We start from the raw sequence: 18571 nt of genomic DNA on the forward strand, positions 1-18571 counted from the left end.
GACAGCTTCCTCATCAACTACCGTCACGCCATCCAACTCAAGACGGTCATGAAAGCTGCATGTAAACTTGAAACGGGCTGTATCGTAGCGCTCTCAAATAACTATCAGGGCTTAGATGAGATGGAGCGGGACCGCCCAGAGTTGGTGGAGGACTATATCGAAGTCCGCCATCGGGATCGCTGCTCGGAATATAGTATCCGTCAGAGATTGTTCGGAGAGAGAGTTTCTTATCTTCGTTCTTTGGATTTGGGAGGATGATCATGCAAGGTGGGGAAGCTTCCGGGCTTCTCCGCATCTCTTCCCTGCGCCATCATTACTTATCCCTATCGCCTTCCTTGCTGACTATACTCAGACGGAGCCGAAAGCGGGGGCATTTTTAGGGGCACTTTTGACGCTAGCAAAGCCGCTGAGGCCAATAAACACTGATGTCTGGATTGATGGCTGGGGTGGTAGGATTCGAACCTACGGTGCGCGGTACCAAAAACCGGTGCCTTACCACTTGGCTACACCCCAACTGTGGGGCGGTGTTTACTCAGAGGGGGCGGGAGGCGCAAGACCTGAAATGCATTTTTGGGCGAAAAAATTTGCATTAAATTGCAGAAAATTTTGCGGAGGTTTTTAACGTTTCGCGAACCCCTTATTTTTAGGACCCTGCGTCATTTCCTGGGTCAGATCGTGGACAATGGTGGAGGGGACACGACATGGTGGGGCGAGGATTTTGAGAGGAGAAGAGCGATGTTCCTGGGAATGCGGCCGGAAAATGAGGCGCTCTTGGCGCAGGTCAAGGAGATGATCCGCGAAGAGGTGATGCCTCTGGAAGACGCCTATCACGCGGAGATCGGCAAAGGGGATCGCTGGGCCTACACAGAGCGGCAGGCAGAGATCCTGGAAGGGCTCAAAGCCAAGGCCAAAGAGCGCGGTTTGTGGAACTTCTGGCTCACGGATTCGGACAAAGGCTTCGGGCTCTCTACGGTGGAATATGCGTTCTTTGCGGAAGAGATGGGCAAGACCCCTCTGGGCGCGGAGGTGTTCAACTGTTCTGCGCCGGACACTGGTAATATGGAAGTTTTTGAACGCTACGGCACAGAGGTGATGAAGGCGCAGTGGCTCACGCCTTTGCTCAAGGGTGAGATCCGTTCTGCCTATCTGATGACCGAGCCGGATGTGGCCAGCTCTGATGCCACCAATGTCTCCATGTCCTGTGTGCGGGATGGCGATGACTACGTGCTAAATGGCGAAAAATACTGGGCTTCTGGGGCGGGGGATCCGCGCTGCAAAGTCTACATCGTCATGGTGAAAACCGGGGATGACACGCTTCCGGTGCACAAGCGGCAATCCATGATCGTGGTGCCAGCGGGCACCGAGGGTATCGAGGTTTTGCGCCCGATGATGGTCTATGGTCAGGATGATGCGCCCCATGGGCATATGCACATCAAATTCACCAATGTGCGCGTGCCAGCAGAGAATATCCTGCTGGGAGAGGGGCGGGGGTTTGAGATCGCACAGGGGCGGCTTGGGCCTGGGCGCATTCACCATTGCATGCGCGCGATTGGTCAGGCGGAGATTGCGCTTGAGCACATGTGCAGGCGGGCGCTGGATCGCGAAGCCTTCGGCAAAAAACTCGCGCATTTGGGGGCAAACTATGATATCATTGCGCAGTGCCGGATGGAGATTGAGCAGGCGCGTCTGCTGTGTCTGAAGACCGCATGGATGATGGATCAGGGCGATGCCCGCGCCGCCGCCCCATGGATCAGTCAGATCAAAGTGGTGGCGCCGAATGTGGCGTTGAAAGTGATTGATGAAGCGGTGCAGATGTTTGGCGGCACCGGTGTGTCGCAGGACACGCCCTTGGCAACAGCATGGACGCATATGCGTACGTTGCGTTTGGCAGATGGCCCTGACGCGGTGCATCGCCGTCAGGTGGCGCGCACAGAGCTGCGGAAATATACGCAGGAAAAGGTCTGAAAATTCACGTCGGTATCGTGTCGGTATCCCGTCTGTAACGCGGCGGTGCGATTTTCAGGGCCGCGACTCGGTGAGTCGCGGCCCATTTCTGTTGCATTGAGGACGGGCGCAACAGCGTGCGGTGTCATCATAGGTTGTTTCGTTCCCAACACATATCCATTGGGAGCCCTCCCAAACACACATTGCGTGGGGGCCAGCCCCCACACCCCCGGGATATTTTCATCAAGAGGAAAGGGGCTAAAATAGGGCTGCCGTATCGTCATGCAAAAGAAGGGCTTCGGCCTCTTCATATGGCGCGCGCATTTGCGGGGTTTCCAGATAGGTCATGAAGAGGCGGGTGATTGGGATGGTGTCTACCTGTAGGGCACGGTGCGCGATGCCCGCCGCGCTGTCATAGAGACGCTGGGCGACCTGCCGGTCAAATGTGGTGGAGACGAAGCCTGTGGGGCGTGGTGGCGTGAGCGGTTCATGGGAGGAGATGGTACGATAGAGCGTCACATGTGTTTGCCCCACTGTCGCATATGCCGCACGCAGAAAGGCGAGTCGCGCAAGGATGTGGGACTTGCGCCGTGCGATGGATTTGTGACCTGATACCTCGTCTTGATCGCGCAGTATGCGGCCTTTGTAGGGGCAGAGACCCAGATCTGCGAGCGTGAGGCGATGCGCCTTGATAAACTCTCCTGAGTGTGGATTGCTGACGTATTGGGTTGCAAAGGCGCTTTCCAGATGTGTCACATCATGATGTTGGAGCCACGTTGAAAATGCTTCTGCGTCCAAGAGAGCAGGAGGAGAGGGAGGCGTAGCCAGAGCGGCGACCGTGTGGCCGAATTTCGCCAACCATCGGAGCGCTTGTGCTGTCAGTTCGGTGAGTTTGTCATGCGTTGCCATACGGGTGTGCTGTGACACCGCGATGTACAGAGGTTGATCAAATCGCAAACAGGCCGCAGCAAGGTGCTTTGTGTCTTGAGGCTTGAGTTGAGGGTCCTGAGGATCGCCTAGGAACTTACTGACTTGCCAAAGCGGAAAGCTCCAAGTGGCGCCAATGTCTTCAAAGCCGATCACCTGTACGGAGAAACTTGCAATGTCTTCGCGCACAGAAAGAACCCGCACGGGGGTGCGGCGCGGGTCGCGCATCCAGAGGAGGCTGCCTTCACGGAGTGATGCAATGGTTGCAACAGCAGCATGTTCTGGGGGTGGGATCGCATCCATGCCAACATCTTCGACTGTAGCAAGATTGCGTCAAGGGGGCGCGTGCATTTCATGGGGCTGTAGGCCGGATGAGGGGGGATTACCTTTACTCCGCAGCAATCGCGAGACCATCGGCCACGGCTGTAAAGACCTCGGCCACTTTGTGATCTGCGCTCGGAAAGAGGGCTTTGGCGGTGTCTTGCACCACCGACAGGAGGCTTGAGCCCCCGACATAGATCACTTGTGTGATGTCTTCGGGCGCGGTTTGGGTTTCGGTGAGGATGCCTTGCATCGCGCTGTGCAGCTTCTGGGCGTGATCCGCAAGGATCAGGGGCAGGGCCTCGGGGGGCAGGGGGGCCTGTAGGCCCGGCTCAATGAGGGTGAGGCCGATTTGGGGATCGGCTTTTTGCAGGCTGGCGGCGACTTTGCCTGCCTCAACGGCAAAGGCGATGTCATGGCCCAGCTCATCGCGCAGAGTGGTGACCAGACGTGCGATCAGATCCGGCGCTTCGGCCTGACGGTGCATGTCTTCGACGGCGCGCCGGGTTTGCGCGGTGTAGAGGAAGGGGATTTTCTCCCAAGTGGCCAGATCATTGAAGATGGCATTGGGCGCGGTGTGCGTGCCTTTGCCCAATTGGTTACGCAGCTCTGTGCCGCGCCCAAAGAGCGGCATGACGCGGTCAATGCTGATGGCGCGGTCAAAGTCGGTGCCGCCGATGCGCACGCCGTGGTTTGCCAGCGTGGTGATGCCGCTGTCGTGGCTGCGAAACAGGGTGAAGTCGGAGGTGCCGCCGCCGATATCCACAATCAGGCCCAGTGCGCCGGGCTGATTGAGCGCACCATTGGCGATGGCGGCGGCTTCGGGTTCGGCCATGAAGGCAACCTCGGAAAACCCTGCGGCCAGATAGCAGGCGCGCAGATCCTCTTCGGCCTGTTGTTCACGCGGATCATTGGCGCCGTGAAAGACCACCGGACGGCCGGAGAGGGCGCGGCTGAAGGTCTGGCCGGTCTGTGCTTCGGCCTGTTGTTTGATATGGCGCAGGAAGCGGGCGATGATGTCGACAAAGGTGACGCGGGTGTTCAGGATCTGGCGCTTTTCATGCATGAGCGTGGTGCCCAAGACGCGTTTGAGTGCGCGCATGAAGCGGCCCTCGGCCCCATCCAGAAGCGCCTGATTGGCTGGGGTGCCCAGCAGGGTGGCGCGGGTGTCAAAATCAAAGAAGAAGGTGGTGGGCAGGGTGGTTTCGCCGGATGCAAAGCGGATGAGGTGTGGTTTGCCATCCACCGCGACGCCGGCGGCGGAGTTGGAGGTGCCAAAGTCGATGCCCAAAGTGTGGGATTTGGTGCTCATGGTCTGCTCTCCGCGTCTCAAGGAAAAGCGCGGGTTTTAGGGAGGGGCACAGGAGCTGTCAAGGCACAGAAAAAGGGCAGCCGGTGGGCTGCCCTTTGGGGTGTTGGTTGTGTCCGGGCTTGGCCCGTTCGCAAGGTGCCGCTTACCCTTGCAGGCTACGCACTTCCAGATCGCCTTCTTCACGCGCTTTCATGGCGCGGGCTGCGGCGTGGGAGGCTGCAGCGGTGGTGTAGTAGGGGATCTTGTCAAACAGCGCGACGGAGCGGATTTCGCGGCTGTCATTGACCGCCTGCGCGCCCTCGGTGGTGTTCATCACCAGAGAGATGTCGCCATCTTTGAGGTGATCCACGATGTTTGGACGGCCCTCATAGACTTTGTTGACCTTGGTGCACTCCACGCCCTGATCACTCAGCCAAGATGCTGTGCCGGAGGTGGCGACCACGGTGAAGCCCATGCCGATCAGGATGTTGGCGGCATCCACCATCATGTCTGTCTTGTCTTCGTCTTTGACGGAGATGAAGGCTTTGCCAGAGGTTGGCAGCTCCATGCCTGCGCCCATCTGTGCCTTCAGGAAGGCTCGCGCAAAGCTGCGATCCCAGCCCATGACCTCACCGGTGGAGCGCATTTCTGGCCCCAGGATGGTGTCCACGCCGGGGAAGCGGGCGAAAGGCAGAACGGCCTCTTTCACGGAGAACCATGGCATGTTGGGGTCCGCCAGTGTCATCTGATCGGCGATGGGCTGATCCTTGGTGGCGTCCAGTTCCACGTAGGGCGCGCGTTTGGGGAAGTCTGCCAGTTTCTCACCGGCCATGACGCGCGCGGCGATGGAGGCAATCGCGCTGTCGGTGGATTTGGCCACAAACGGCACGGTGCGGGAGGCGCGTGGGTTCACTTCGATGAGGTAGATGTCCCCGTCTTTCACGGCGAACTGCACGTTCATCAGGCCAACGACGTTCAGGGCCAGCGCAAGGGCGCGGGTCTGACGCTCGATTTCCGCGATGGTCTCTTTGTCCAGCGAGTAGGGCGGCAGAGAGCAGGCAGAGTCGCCAGAGTGGACGCCGGCTTCTTCGATGTGTTGCATGATGCCGGAGATGTGCACGTCGGTGCCGTCACAGAGTGCATCCACATCGAGTTCGGTGGCACCAGACAGGTAGCTGTCCAGCAGCACCGGGCTGTCGCCAGAGACCACAACGGCTTCAGCGATGTAGCGCTCCAACTGGCCCATGTCGCGCACGATTTCCATCGCGCGGCCACCCAGCACGTAGGAGGGGCGGATCACCAGCGGGAAGCCGATGGTTTCTGCGATTTTCAGCGCTTCTGCATCGGTGGAGGCGATGCCGTTTTTGGGCTGTTTCAGCTCCAGCTTGTTGACCAGCGCCTGGAAGCGCTCGCGGTCTTCGGCAAGGTCGATGGCGTCTGGCGTGGTGCCGAGGATCGGGATGCCTTCCGCTTCAAGCGCATTGGCCAGTTTCAGCGGAGTTTGACCGCCGAACTGTACGATTACGCCGTGCAGAGTGCCATTTTCCTGCTCAACGCGCAGGATTTCCATCACGTGCTCAAAGGTGAGCGGCTCAAAATACAGACGATCGGAGGTGTCATAGTCGGTGGACACGGTCTCTGGGTTGCAGTTGATCATGATGGTTTCATAGCCCTGCGCGGTGAGCGCGTAGCAGGCATGACAGCAGCAGTAGTCAAACTCGATGCCCTGACCGATGCGGTTTGGACCACCGCCAAGGATCACAACTTTCTTGCGATCAGAGGGGCGCGCCTCACATTCCACTTCGCCCATCATTGGGGTTTCGTAGGTGGAATACATGTAAGGGGTCTGTGCCTCAAACTCAGCGGCGCAGGTGTCGATGCGTTTGAACACGGCGGTCACGCCGAGGTTCTGACGGGCGCGGCGCACGTTGTCTTCGTCGCGACCGGACAGCGTGGCAAGACGGGCATCGGTGAAGCCCAGCATTTTGAGCGCGCGCAGCTCTTTTTCGGTAACCGGCAGGCCATTTTTGCGCACGTCGGCTTCGGCTTCGATGATCTCGCGGATGCGGTCAAGGAACCAAGGGTCAAACATGGTGACGCCGTGGATTTCCTCATTGGTGAGGCCGTGGCGCATCGCCTGTGCAATGTTGCGCAGGCGGTCAGGGGTTTGCAGGCTGATCGCTTTGATCACGGCGGCTTTGTCGTCCGCTTCTTCCCATGGGCCAACATTGAGGCCAGGAATGGTGACCTCGTCAAAGCCGGTCAGGCCGCTTTCCATGGAGGCCAGCGCCTTTTGCATGGATTCGTGGATGGTGCGGCCAATGGACATGGCTTCGCCCACGGATTTCATCGCCGTGGTCAGGTAAGGCTCAGAGCCCGGGAATTTCTCAAAGGCGAACTTCGGGATCTTGGTGACAACATAGTCGATGGTGGGTTCAAACGACGCAGGTGTGACTTTGGTGATGTCGTTGTCCAGCTCATCCAGCGTGTAGCCCACCGCCAGTTTTGCCGCGATTTTTGCAATCGGGAAACCGGTGGCCTTGGAGGCCAGCGCAGAGGAGCGCGACACGCGTGGGTTCATTTCGATCACAACCATACGGCCATCGGCGGGGTTCACGGCCCATTGCACGTTGGAGCCGCCGGTTTCCACACCGATCTCACGCAGAACGTTGATCGAGTGGTTGCGCATGATCTGATATTCTTTGTCCGTCAGGGTAAGCGCAGGGGCCACGGTGATGGAGTCGCCGGTGTGCACGCCCATTGGGTCGACATTTTCGATGGCACAGACGATGATGGCGTTGTCCGCTTTGTCGCGCACCACTTCCATCTCGTATTCTTTCCAGCCCAGCAGGCTTTCGTCTACGAGGATCTGGTTCACCGGGGAGGCATCCATGCCGGTGCGGCAGAAATGGATATAGTCTTCTTTGTTATATGCCACACCGCCGCCGGTGCCGCCCAAGGTGAAGGCGGGGCGGATGATGGCAGGCAGGCCGATTTCATCCAGGGCCTCAAGCGCCTGCGCGATGCCTGCGTCCAGATCGGCAGAGCCGTCTTCTTTTTGGGGGGCGGTTACGATGGTGGCGCGTGGATTTTCGATGCCCAGACGGTCCATGGCTTCGCGGAAGAGTTTGCGGTCTTCGGCCATTTCGATGGCGTCACGTTTGGCGCCGATCATTTCCACGCCGAATTTGTCCAGTACACCCATTTCTTCCAGCGCCAGGGAGGTGTTCAGACCGGTCTGACCACCCATGGTGGGCAGCAGCGCATCGGGGCGTTCTTTCTCGATGATCTTGGCGACGGTTTCTGGCGTGATGGGCTCGATGTAGGTCGCGTCGGCGAGGCCCGGGTCGGTCATGATGGTCGCCGGGTTGGAGTTCACCAGGATGACGCGGTAGCCTTCCTCGCGCAGGGCTTTACAGGCCTGTGCACCGGAATAGTCAAATTCACAGGCTTGGCCGATCACAATGGGGCCAGCCCCGATGATCATGATCGAGGAGATGTCGGTTCTTTTGGGCATGGTGGACCTCGGGCTTGAATGGCGACGGGCAGCAGTCGCCGAATGCGCAAATTGTCGTGGGTTATACGCATCGGGGAACAAGGCGCAAGGGGGATCGGGAAAATGTATTGATCTGTCGGTTTTGACCCCTGTTATCTGCTAAGATGCGACGTATATGGGCGGGAGAACGAAACGCCGATCAGGAGAGCCGGGTGCAGATTCGCTTTGATAGGGGGCCGAATGGGGATGCGGCGCTGTTTTCAGCGCCAGAGCATTTGATTTCGGTGACGGACCCAAATGAGGTGCCGCTGGCCTTTGATGTGCTGTCACAGGCGCAGGAGGCGGGCTTTTGGCTGGCGGGCTATGCCAGCTATGAGCTGGGCTATGTGCTGGAGCCGCGTCTGCGGCGGATGTTGCCCAAATCCCGGCGATTGCCGCTGATGCAGTTTGGGGTTTTCAAGGCACCGCAAGCCGCAGCTGCACTGCCTGCGCCGGAGGGATTTGAACTTGAAGCGTTTGAGCCGCGCTGGAGCAGTGCCACCTATCGCAGCGCTTTTGACCGTGTGCATGACTATATCGGCGCAGGGGATATCTATCAGGCCAACCTGACCTTTCCGATGGATGCCCAGATCGAAGGCAATCCGGAAGCGCTCTATGCGGCGCTGGTGGCGCGTCAGCCGGTGGGGCATGGGGCGCTGGTGCAGCAAGAGGGGTTGCCGACGCTGCTGTCGCGATCGCCTGAGCTGTTTTTTCGCACGGATGCGCAGGGGCGCATTGAAACGCGCCCGATGAAGGGCACGCAGCCGCGCAGCGAGGATGCTGTGGAAGATGCGCGGCGGCGGGACTGGCTTGTCAATGATGAGAAGAACCGGGCCGAAAACCTGATGATTGTGGATCTTTTGCGCAATGACATCAGTCGTGTTGCGCAGCCGGGCTCTGTGCATGTGCCCAAGCTGTTTGAGATCGAAAGCTATGCGACCGTGCATCAGATGACCTCCACGGTGGCGGCGCAGCTCAAGGATGGCGTCAAGCTGAGCGATATCTTGCAGGCGCTGTTTCCCTGTGGATCCATCACCGGGGCGCCCAAGTTGCGCGCGATGCAGATCCTGCGCGATCTGGAGCCCTGGCCGCGTGACATCTACTGTGGCACCATTGGCTGGGCCGCACCGGATGGGCGCAGCGATTTCAATGTGGCGATCCGCACTCTGATGGTGGAGGCCGGACGGGCTGTGTTGAATGTGGGCGGCGGTGTTGTCTGGGACAGCACGGCACCAAGTGAATATGAGGAAGCCCTATGGAAAGCCCGCTTTGCCAGAGCGTTCCAGCCGGAACCCGTCTGATTGAGACCTTTCGCTATGAGCCGGGGGAGGCGGTGGCACGTCTGACGCTGCATCTGGCGCGGCTTGAAAAATCAGCCAAAGTGCTGGGTTTTGTGTTTTCAGAAGACGCTGTGACGCGCGCTGTGGCAGCATTGCGGAGCGAGACCCCGTTGCGCTGTCGTTTGACGCTTGGGGAGGCGGGGGATGTGGAGATCACCACTGCGGAACTGCCTGTCGCAGCCCAAAAGCCCTGGGTGTGTCGGATCTCGGATGTGCGGCTGTCGTCGCAGGATATGTTTTTGCAGCATAAGACCACGCGGCGTGCGATCTATGATGGCGCGCGCGCCGATTTGCCTGAGGGTGTTCAGGAGTGGCTGTTTCTGAATGAGCACGGCGAATTGTGTGAGGGCACGATCACCAATGTGGTTTTGACCATGCCGGATGGGCGGCGGCTCACGCCAGCGGTGGCGTCTGGCTGTTTGCCGGGGGTCTATCGTCAAAGCCTGCTCAATGCGGGGGTGGTGCGCGAGGCTGTGCTGACGGAGGCGGATTTGGTGGCGGCGGAGCGCGTGCATCTGACAAATGCGCTGCGCGGAGAGATTTTGGCAGTGCTTGAGGAAGCGCGCTTGCGCTGACGTGGCGCTTTTTGCGGTCAGGCATGCGCAGTTCTCTTGACTTTGGCCGCCCAAAAAGGTGTATCGGCGCGACCAATGTTTTTCACCCTGAAAGAGGGGCCGCACATGCACGCCTATCGCAGCCATACCTGCGCCGACCTGAACAAATCCAACGTGGGCGACACCGTCCGCCTGTCTGGCTGGGTGCACCGCATCCGCGATCACGGCGGCATTCTGTTTGTCGACCTGCGCGACCACTTTGGCATCACGCAGGTGCTGTGTGATCCGGACAGCCCGGTTTTCTCCGAGATGGAGAAGGTGCGCAGCGAGTGGTGTATCCGTATTGATGGCAACGTCAAAGCACGTGACGCGGATCTGATCAACGACAAGATCCCGACCGGTGAGGTTGAGGTATTTGTGCGTGATCTTGAAATCCTCGGCGCAGCAGATGAGCTGCCACTGATGGTTTTTGGTGATCAGGAATATCCTGAAGAAACCCGCCTGAAGTACCGCTTCCTCGATCTGCGTCGTCAGCAGATGCAGGACAATATGGTGCTGCGCTCTGATGTGGTGTCTTCCATGCGCAAACGCATGTGGGATCAGGGCTTCCGCGAGTATCAGACCCCGATCATCACAGCGTCTTCGCCAGAAGGTGCGCGCGACTTCCTCGTGCCGTCGCGCATTCATCCCGGTAAATTCTATGCGCTGCCGCAGGCGCCACAGCAGTTCAAACAGCTGATGATGGTTGCAGGCTTTGACAAATACTTCCAGATCGCGCCGTGCTTCCGTGACGAAGATCCGCGTGCCGATCGCTCCCCAACCGACTTCTACCAACTCGACATGGAGATGTCCTTTGTGGAGCAGCAGGACGTGTTTGACACCATCGCGCCTGTGCTGGCGGGTGTGTTTGAGGAGTTCGGCGGTGGCCGCAAGGTGGATGCGCCAGAGAGTTGGCCGCAGATCCCTTATGCGGAAGCGGCGCTGAAATATGGCTCTGACAAGCCTGACCTGCGCAACCCGATTGAGATGCAGGTTGTGAGCGAGCACTTCGCGGGCTCTGGCTTTGCGATCTTTGCAAAGCTGCTGGAGCAGGAAGGCACCGAAGTGCGCGCCATTCCGGCACCAACCGGTGGTGGCCGCAAGTTCTGTGACCGCATGAACAAATTTGCCCAAGGCGAAGGCTTGCCGGGCATGGGCTATATCTTCTGGCGCGACAAAACCGCAGACAGCGTGGCGCAAGAGCTGGGTATTTCGGTGAAAGAGGCACAGGCCAAGCTGAAATCCGGTGAAGTGGAAGGTGGCATGGAAGCGGCTGGCCCGCTGGCCAAGAACATCGGCCCTGAGCGCACCGAAGCGATCCGTCAGCAGCTGGGTCTGGGCGTGGGTGACGCGGCCTTCTTCCTGGGCGGCAAACCAAAAGCCTTTGAAAAGATCGCAGGCCGTGCGCGTGATGTGATCGGCAAAGAGCTCGGTTTGATCGACGAAGATCGTTTCGCATTCGCGTGGATCGTGGACTTCCCGATCTATGAAGCAGACGAAGAGACCGGCAAGATCGACTTTGAACACAACCCGTTCTCCATGCCTCAGGGTGGTCTGGACGCGCTGAGCGGCGATCCGCTGGCGGTCAAAGGCTATCAGTACGATCTGGCGTGTAACGGCTATGAACTGGTTTCTGGTGCGATCCGGAACCACCAGCCAGAAATCATGCTGAAGGCGTTTGAGATTGCTGGTTACGGCGAAGAGGAAGTGAAAGAGCGCTTTGGCGCGCTTTACAAAGCCTTCTCCTATGGTGCGCCGCCCCACGGTGGCTGTGCCGCAGGTGTGGACCGCATCGTGATGCTGCTGGCAGATCAGCAGAACATCCGCGAAGTGATGATGTTCCCGATGAACCAGCGTGCTGAAGATCTGATGATGAACGCGCCCAACGATCCTTCCAGCGATCAGTTGATGGAGCTGGGTCTGCGGGTGATCCCGCAAGAGTAACTGGCAGCGCCGCGTGAATTTAAGGGCCGCTTTCGCAAGGAAGTGGCCCTTTTTCTGTGCAATTTTCGCCGAAGGCTGGCAGGTTGTTGCCTGTCCGAAAGTATTTGGGCCTGTGTGATCGCACAGGTTACAATGCGCATTATATGCTGAAGCAGGCGTCTCATTTCAGCGGCGCGTCCGTCGGCTGCCGTCTGTTTTTTGTGAAGGTTTGAACCATGAGCTTTGATCGCGGGTTGGCACAAACACGGTTTGGCTATGGCCGGTCGCCTGAGGTGGCGGGGCCTGAGACTGTCGCGCAGATGATGGCTCAGCTGCGTGGGCCGGATGTGGCGGCGGAGCAGTTTGCAATCCCGAAAGACGATGTATTTTACGAGCGGATTTCAGAACTGTTTGCGCATCGACAGGCCGTGCGGCAGGCAGAGAAAGACAGCGCGGATCGCGAGGCGCTTGATGGGGTGTTTCAAAAAAATCGCAAGCGGGCGCATGGCCAAATTCTGGGTTTCATGATGACAGAGCTGCAGCGTCGCGTCTGGACACAGGATGCGTTGCGGGAGCGGTTGGTTGCATTTTGGGCAGATCATTTTTCCGCGCCGGGCAAGAATATTTATTACCGCTATCTCGCAGTGTCGCATGTGGAACATGCCATTCGACCATATGTGACAGGGCGATTTGAGGATCTGTTGATTGCGGCTGTTACCCATCCGCAGATGCTGGTGTACCTGAATCAGGACGTGTCTATTGGGCCCAACAGCCGCGCGGCGCGATACCGCAAAGGCAAACGCCCTGCAGGTCTGAATGAAAATTTGGCGCGTGAAATTCTTGAGTTGCACAGCTTGGGCGTCAGAGGGAACTACACACAGGCGGATGTACGGCAACTTGCCGAATTGCTGACCGGGCTCACAACGGGCGTGGGCAAGCCTGCGCGGTTCTTTGGCAGGCGTGCGGAGCCAGGCGCGGAAGAGGTGCTGGGCAAGACATATGGCGGGAGACGTGCGGGATTAGATGACATTCATGCGGTGCTGCGCGATTTGGCGCGCCATCCTGACACGGCTGGGCATATTGCTTGGAAACTTGCCCGTCATTTTGTCAGCGACGTGCCTGATGCGGAGCTGATCACCAGTCTGCAGCAACGGTATCTGGAGACGGATGGGGATCTTGCCGAGGTGACGCAGGCTTTGCTGGAACATCCCGCAGCCTGGGCTCCGCTGAAAGACGGGCAGGGGAATTTTAAGCGGCCTGAGTTGTTTGTGTCTTCGGCCTTGCGGGCCTTGGCGGTGCCTGGGGCGCGGATGAAGGCGGCCAAGCCGGCAGAGATTATGCGGCTGGTCATGCATCCGCTGAGATTTATGGGGCAGCCGTGGCGCACGCCTTTGGGGCCGGACGGTTTTGAGGAGGCAGATTCCTATTGGCTTTCGGCGCAGGGGCTTGGCGCGCGGCTGCAATGGGCGCTGGCAGCGCCTGCGGCGGTGATGAGACGTTTGCCGGATCCGCGCGATTTTGTGCAAACAGCGCTTGGGCCAGAGGCACCCGCAGCAGTGCGTTTCGCGGCCAAGGCGGCAGAAAACCGGCAAGAAGGCGTGGCGCTCGTTTTGATGTCGCCAGCGTTTCAGCGGATCTGAGGGGAGAGTGAAGCATGAATGATACGGTTTTTAGTCGACGCAGTTTCCTCTCCACCGGTTTTCTGGCGGGATGCTCGATCGCCGCAAGCCCTTTGGTGACGCCGGTGAGTTTTGCCGCCACGCGAGGGGAGAACCGGCTGGTGGTGATCATTTTGCGCGGGGGGATGGACGGGTTGGATTTCTTGCGGCCTCCGAATTCGGAGATGATGACGCGGCTGCGCCCAACCTTGTCGCAGGCTGCGCCGTCAGAGATGATGCTGGCGGAAGGGTTTACGCTACATCCCGGCTGTGCGCCGCTTTATGAGTTGTGGCAGGCGGGGGAGTTGGACATTGTGCAGGCGGTTTCAACACCCTATCGGCATAAGCGCAGCCATTTTGACGGTCAGGACCTTCTGGAAGCGGGTACGGCGACTTTGGGTGGCGCGGGGGAGAGCGATGGCTGGCTCAATCGCATGTTGCAGCATATGCCCGGTGGTGAAATGGTCACCGCCTATGCGATCGGGGCAGATCCTATGTTGTTGAGCCGCGGGGCAGCGGAGGTGGAAAGCTGGTCGCCGGATGTGAACTTTGTTCTGTCCAGTCAAGGCGCGCGGCTCATGCAGTTGACCATGGAGCGTGATCCGGACATGGCGGGCAGTCTGGCGCAGGCTTTTGCGCTGGCGTCTGATGCACCTGGCGGTGGCGTCATTGAGGTTGATGATGCTGGGATGATGGGGGGTGTCAACGAGATGATGGCCGCTCAGATGACTGCCAAGGGAAAGAGTGCGGGGAGGACACATCAACGGGTGGCCTCCTTTGCGGCGGCGCAGCTGCGAGAGGAGGCGCGGGTGGCCTGTTTTTCGCTTGGTGGCTATGACACCCATGCGCGGCAGGCCAAGACGTTGCAACGGCCTCTGGAGCGGCTGAGTGACAGTCTTTTGACGTTGAAAAGCGAACTGGGTGCGGAGGTCTGGGGCAAGACCACGGTTCTGGCGATGACGGAATTCGGGCGCACGGTGGCGGAGAATGGCTCCAAGGGCACGGATCACGGCACCGGCGGCAGCATGATTCTGGCCGGGGGCGCGTTGCGGGGTGGGCGGTTGCTTGGACAATGGCCGGGCCTGGCAGAGGAAGATCTGTTTGAGCGTCGCGATCTGATGCCCACGGATGATGTACGCCGCTATGCAGGCTGGGCGATCCGGGAGAGTTTTGGTCTGAGCCGCCACACTTTGGAAACGGCGGTGTTTCCGGGGATGTCCCTTGGGGACAGCCCGGCGCTATTGTCATGAAATGAAAAGGGTCTTGGCGCAGGCTGGGGGCTGTGTCACTACTTCGACAAACGAAGGAATGACCCTATGAAAGAGCCAAGGCCGCTGGGCTTTGCTGTCCCGAATTGGCAAGCGCCCCCTCGACCGTCGGGAGATATCCTAGATGGCCGGTATGTGCGGTTGGAACCGCTCAATGCAGAGGCGCATGCCGCTTTGTTGTTTCGAGCCTATCAGGATGCGGATTGGGTATGGGACTACATGCCTTATGGGCCGTTTCATTCCGCGGCGCAGTACCATCGCTGGGTGCGCGAGACCGTCGCAAACCCTGATCATTTCTTTTACGTGATCTTTGACAAAACCAAAGGTCGCTTTGCAGGGGTGGCCTCCTATCTCCGGATTGCGCCTGAGGCGGGCTCGATCGAGGTGGGCAATATCAACTTTGCGCCGGTGCTGCAGGGCACGCCTGCGGCCACGGAGGCCATGTTTCTGATGATGCAGTGGGCTTTTGAGGCGGGATATCGACGTTATGAATGGAAATGTGATGCGCTCAATGCCCCGTCTCGCCGGGCGGCACAGCGTCTTGGCTTTAGCTATGAGGGCGTGTTTCGTCAGGCACTGGTCTACAAAGGGCGCAATCGGGATACGGCGTGGTTTGCCGTGATTGACAAAGACTGGCCGGCTTTGAGGAGCGCTTTTGATGTCTGGCTGTCGCCCGGCAACTTTGATGATGCGGGGCAGCAGCGGGAGCGGCTGAGTGATATGACCCAGCTTGTTCGGGTTGCCAGCGATCCCAAGCAGGGATGAAAGACACGGGATTTCTTAAAGTGTGATCAAGGCCCGCAGGTGGTGAGGGCCTGTTGATGTTCTTGGTTGTGACGCTGCGGATCAGACGGCGGCGGTGGCGTCCAGCCGATCCTGAATGAGCGTCTGGAGATGCGCCACGTCTGGCTGCGCCTGTTGACCGGCTTTGCGCGCTGTTTCGACCGCCTGTGCGGCTTGCAGGAGGGGCGTGTCGTTTGCGCTGCGGGCGAGGCCCCCGAGGAACTGTGCCACATAGTCTACGAGATCTGTATCGTCGGCCTTAAGCGTGTCTGCAGCATGCAGGAGGTCATCGCGCAGGGCCACAGGATCAGGCTGAACGGCTTCATTGTCAGCCACGCGTGCAATTGTGGGCCGATAGGCATCCGGCAGACGCGACAGGATCGCTTGTTGAAAGGCGGAAAGGCTGCCGTAGGGTTTGGCAATGAAGCCGTCCGCACCCGCCGCCAGGGCGTTGTCTTCAGCAAAGTCATCGCCGGAGGTGCCGATGATCAGTTCCACCCTTGGTGTGGCTTCGGCCAGCTCTGCAATCAGCTCTGCGCCGGAGCCATCGGGCAATCCCATGTCGACAATCGCGACGGTGGGCAAATAGGTTTTCAGATGTTTGCGTGCGGAGGTCAGACAGTCTGCGCGTCTGATCCGGGCACCTGAGCGGACGCACATCAGGCGCAGCGCATCAGATGAAAAACGGCTATCTTCGACCACAAGCACAGTCATGCCAAGCAGAGGCCGCGCCGCGGAAGGGGTGGTCAGGGATGAGAAAGGCGAGTGGTCGTTCATGTCTGAGATCCTCGGGAAGCGAAAAACTGATACCAAAACGTGCTTACAGGCTAGTCGGAAGTTGCCTAACGAAGGGTTAAGCGCAGACGCGACGCCCTGTCGCTTGCACAGGGGCGTTGCAGCTTTCATAAGGGCAGGCGAGCGGGACCACAGCGACCTTCGGAGGAGAATGAGATGATTGGACGATTGAACCACGTGGCCATTGCCGTGCCAGATCTGGAAGCTGCAAGCGCCCAGTATCGTGATGCGCTTGGCGCTCAGGTTGGCGCGCCGCAGGATGAGCCGGATCACGGTGTTACCGTTGTCTTCATCGAGCTGCCAAACACCAAGATTGAGTTGCTTTACCCTCTGGGAGAAGACAGCCCGATCAATGGCTTCCTTGAGAAGAACCCCTCAGGAGGCATTCACCACGTGTGTTATGAAGTGGATGACATTCTGGCGGCGCGTGATCATCTGAAAGCCACCGGCGCACGGGTTCTGGGCAGTGGGGAGCCAAAAATCGGCGCCCATGGCAAGCCTGTGCTCTTCCTGCACCCTAAAGACTTCAACGGATGTCTTGTGGAGCTTGAGCAGGTCTGAGATCTGCGAAACAGTGTAACAGCTTCAACGGGCGGCGACGCCCGTTGTCATTTTTTAGGAGCGCGCCATGACCATCACTTCTGCCCTCGTTTTGTATGCGGTTCTCTGGTTCATGACTTTTCTCATCGTCATTCCGATTCGCCTTGAGACGCAGGGAGATCTGGGAGAGGTTGTTCCCGGCACGCATGCGGGCGCGCCGGAAAATCACCATCTGAAAACCAAAGCCAAAATCACCACGCTTGCGGCGGCGGTGATGTGGGTTGGCCTTTATTTCATCATCACATCCGGTGTGATTTCCATCCGTGATTTTGACTGGTTCAATCGGATGGGCGATGCCCCTGTGACGGTTCCAGTTGATGGTACAGATGGGTAAAGGTGGCCGCGCCCAGAATTGGGATCACGAGGTTCAGCAGGGGAACTGACAGCGGCATGGCCATCAAGGTGCCAGCCAGCCAGATGGTGCCCATGTGTTTCTTGCGCAGCTTTTTGGCTTCGGCGCGCCCGACACGGCGCATGGCGACCAGTTGGAAATATTCGCGCCCCAGCAGAAAGCCATTCAAGCCCCAGAAGATGAAGAGCGCGAAGGGCGTGAAGATCACATAGAGCAAGAGCGCAAAGATATTGGCCGCGATCAGCACGCCAAGAAAATTGACCGAGTCTTTTAAACCTTCGGAAAATCCGACGCTTGGCACGTCAGGTAGATGCGGATAGTGGCGATCTTCTACGGCGTCAGCCACCTCATCCAGAAACATTGATGTGATGGCAGAGGCGACGGGCACCATCAGGAAGATGGATAGAAAGATCATCAGCAGCATTGAGGCGAAGGTGAAGACATCTCCAACCCAAGAAATGTTGCCCACCAGTTCTTGTACTGTCTGGCCTGCGCCAATCCAGTTCAAAAACATCAAGAAGACCGTGTAAACGGCTATCAGTAAAACAAAAGTCAGGCCAATACCCTTGAACAAGACCCGCCGAAAGCGCGGGTCTCCGACTTGAGACAGTGTTTTGCCGAAAGAGGTGATTGCTAGGCTGAGAGCCATGTCACTTTGGCCTCCATATTAGGGCGTGGGCGTTCTGGCGGCGTGGCTTTTTCTGTGCCGATGTGAATGAAACCCGCAACACGCTCACGCGGGCTGAGATTCAGGCCGGTTTCGACAAAGCTGCGGTCGTGGCTTGCCCAGCCGGAAAGCCAATTCGCGCCCCATCCGGCGGCCAGTGCGGCGTTCAGGAGTTGCAGGCAGACGCAGGCGGCAGAATAGCTTTGCTCAATGTCAGGAATTTTCTCGCTGAGCACCGGCGCCTCGACTACGGCGACGACCAACTCAGCATTGGCAAACTGATCCTGTGCTTTGCTGATCTGCTCAGGTTCCAGACCCAAGTCTTCTCCGCGCTTTGCAGCCAAAGCGCCAAGCCGGACCAAGGCTGATTTTTCCAGAACGATCAGACGCCATGGTTCCAGCTTGCCATGATCGGGGCTGCGCAGAGCGGCCTGTAGCAAAGGAGCCAGCTCCTCACGTGTGGGGGCAGGTGTGGTTAGTGTCTTTGCTGGGCGTGAGCGGCGGCTCAGCAGAAAGTCCAGCGCAGCAGTGTTGGCTTGAGGCATGTGATCTTCCCTCAGAGGTTGTTTCGTAT

General features: G+C 58.7%; 16 protein-coding genes and 1 tRNA gene. 10 read left to right on the top strand and 7 right to left on the bottom strand.

Features of this window, described 5'->3' with window-relative positions:
• A partial coding sequence (locus J7382_RS15535; protein WP_209069941.1) for a hypothetical protein occupies positions 1 to 258 on the top strand: 258 nt, incomplete at its 5' end.
• Positions 259 to 438: 180 nt separating this feature from the next.
• On the opposite strand, the gene J7382_RS15540 is transcribed toward J7382_RS15535, so the two are convergent.
• Positions 439 to 513: transfer RNA gene (locus J7382_RS15540), tRNA-Gln, on the bottom strand.
• A 222-nt stretch (positions 514 to 735) separates the two neighbouring features.
• On the opposite strand from J7382_RS15540, the gene J7382_RS15545 reads away from it, so the two are divergent.
• Positions 736 to 1965 carry an acyl-CoA dehydrogenase family protein gene (locus J7382_RS15545; RefSeq protein WP_209069942.1) on the top strand — a complete coding sequence of 410 codons (1230 nt, stop codon included), beginning with the start codon at positions 736 to 738 and terminating at the stop codon, positions 1963 to 1965.
• Between the two features lie 237 nt (positions 1966 to 2202).
• Here the strand turns inward: J7382_RS15545 and J7382_RS15550 are convergent, their stop codons facing one another.
• From J7382_RS15550 to carB, 3 genes are all read right to left on the bottom strand, one after another.
• The gene (locus J7382_RS15550) at positions 2203 to 3174 is read right to left on the bottom strand and encodes a hypothetical protein (protein WP_209069943.1); all 972 of its coding nucleotides are present in this window, start codon (positions 3172 to 3174) and stop codon (positions 2203 to 2205) included.
• Between the two features lie 85 nt (positions 3175 to 3259).
• Positions 3260 to 4504, bottom strand: coding sequence for an Hsp70 family protein (locus tag J7382_RS15555; protein ID WP_209069944.1), 1245 nt, complete (start codon positions 4502 to 4504; stop codon positions 3260 to 3262).
• A gap of 142 nt (positions 4505 to 4646) precedes the next feature.
• On the bottom strand, positions 4647 to 8000 hold the full coding sequence (gene carB, locus J7382_RS15560) for a carbamoyl-phosphate synthase large subunit (protein WP_209069945.1): 3354 nt from the start codon (positions 7998 to 8000) through the stop codon (positions 4647 to 4649).
• Between the two features lie 191 nt (positions 8001 to 8191).
• On the opposite strand from carB, the gene J7382_RS15565 reads away from it, so the two are divergent.
• The 6 genes from J7382_RS15565 to J7382_RS15590 all read left to right on the top strand — a co-directional run bounded on the left by J7382_RS15565 (position 8192) and on the right by J7382_RS15590 (position 15565).
• Complete coding sequence (locus J7382_RS15565; protein WP_348540041.1) at positions 8192 to 9319, top strand: aminodeoxychorismate synthase component I; 1128 nt, start codon at positions 8192 to 8194, stop codon at positions 9317 to 9319.
• Entirely contained in the window at positions 9274 to 9933 is a 660-nt protein-coding gene (locus J7382_RS15570; protein WP_209069947.1) for an aminotransferase class IV family protein, read from the top strand. The genes J7382_RS15565 and J7382_RS15570 overlap by 46 nt, the downstream gene beginning before the upstream one ends.
• 105 nt (positions 9934 to 10038) lie before the next feature.
• On the top strand, positions 10039 to 11895 hold the full coding sequence (aspS, locus tag J7382_RS15575; RefSeq protein ID WP_209070099.1) for an aspartate--tRNA ligase: 1857 nt from the start codon (positions 10039 to 10041) through the stop codon (positions 11893 to 11895).
• A gap of 215 nt (positions 11896 to 12110) precedes the next feature.
• Complete coding sequence (locus J7382_RS15580; RefSeq protein WP_209069948.1) at positions 12111 to 13514, top strand: DUF1800 domain-containing protein; 1404 nt, start codon at positions 12111 to 12113, stop codon at positions 13512 to 13514.
• Between the two features lie 14 nt (positions 13515 to 13528).
• Positions 13529 to 14782 carry a DUF1501 domain-containing protein gene (locus tag J7382_RS15585; RefSeq protein ID WP_209069949.1) on the top strand — a complete coding sequence of 418 codons (1254 nt, stop codon included), beginning with the start codon at positions 13529 to 13531 and terminating at the stop codon, positions 14780 to 14782.
• Positions 14783 to 14848: 66 nt separating this feature from the next.
• Positions 14849 to 15565 (top strand): GNAT family protein, encoded by a 717-nt coding sequence (locus tag J7382_RS15590; protein ID WP_209069950.1) that lies wholly within the window; start codon positions 14849 to 14851, stop codon positions 15563 to 15565.
• A gap of 81 nt (positions 15566 to 15646) precedes the next feature.
• Here the strand turns inward: J7382_RS15590 and J7382_RS15595 are convergent, their stop codons facing one another.
• On the bottom strand, positions 15647 to 16360 hold the full coding sequence (locus J7382_RS15595; protein WP_209069951.1) for a response regulator: 714 nt from the start codon (positions 16358 to 16360) through the stop codon (positions 15647 to 15649).
• 174 nt (positions 16361 to 16534) lie between these two features.
• Between J7382_RS15595 and mce the strand changes: the two genes are divergently transcribed.
• Both mce and J7382_RS15605 read left to right on the top strand, forming a co-directional pair.
• Positions 16535 to 16939 (top strand): methylmalonyl-CoA epimerase, encoded by a 405-nt coding sequence (gene mce, locus J7382_RS15600; protein ID WP_209069952.1) that lies wholly within the window; start codon positions 16535 to 16537, stop codon positions 16937 to 16939.
• 67 nt (positions 16940 to 17006) lie between these two features.
• The gene (locus tag J7382_RS15605) at positions 17007 to 17312 is read left to right on the top strand and encodes a DUF1467 family protein (RefSeq protein WP_209069953.1); all 306 of its coding nucleotides are present in this window, start codon (positions 17007 to 17009) and stop codon (positions 17310 to 17312) included.
• Here the strand turns inward: J7382_RS15605 and J7382_RS15610 are convergent.
• Positions 17257 to 17979 carry an EI24 domain-containing protein gene (locus J7382_RS15610; protein ID WP_209069954.1) on the bottom strand — a complete coding sequence of 241 codons (723 nt, stop codon included), beginning with the start codon at positions 17977 to 17979 and terminating at the stop codon, positions 17257 to 17259. The genes J7382_RS15605 and J7382_RS15610 overlap by 56 nt on opposite strands.
• The gene (locus J7382_RS15615) at positions 17964 to 18542 is read right to left on the bottom strand and encodes a nitroreductase (protein ID WP_209069955.1); all 579 of its coding nucleotides are present in this window, start codon (positions 18540 to 18542) and stop codon (positions 17964 to 17966) included. Before J7382_RS15615 ends, J7382_RS15610 begins: the two co-directional genes overlap by 16 nt.
• Between the last annotated feature and the right edge of the window lie 29 nt (positions 18543 to 18571).

The sequence above is a fragment of the Shimia sp. R11_0 genome (genome assembly GCF_017744035.1).
Lineage (GTDB): Bacteria > Pseudomonadota > Alphaproteobacteria > Rhodobacterales > Rhodobacteraceae > Shimia > Shimia marina.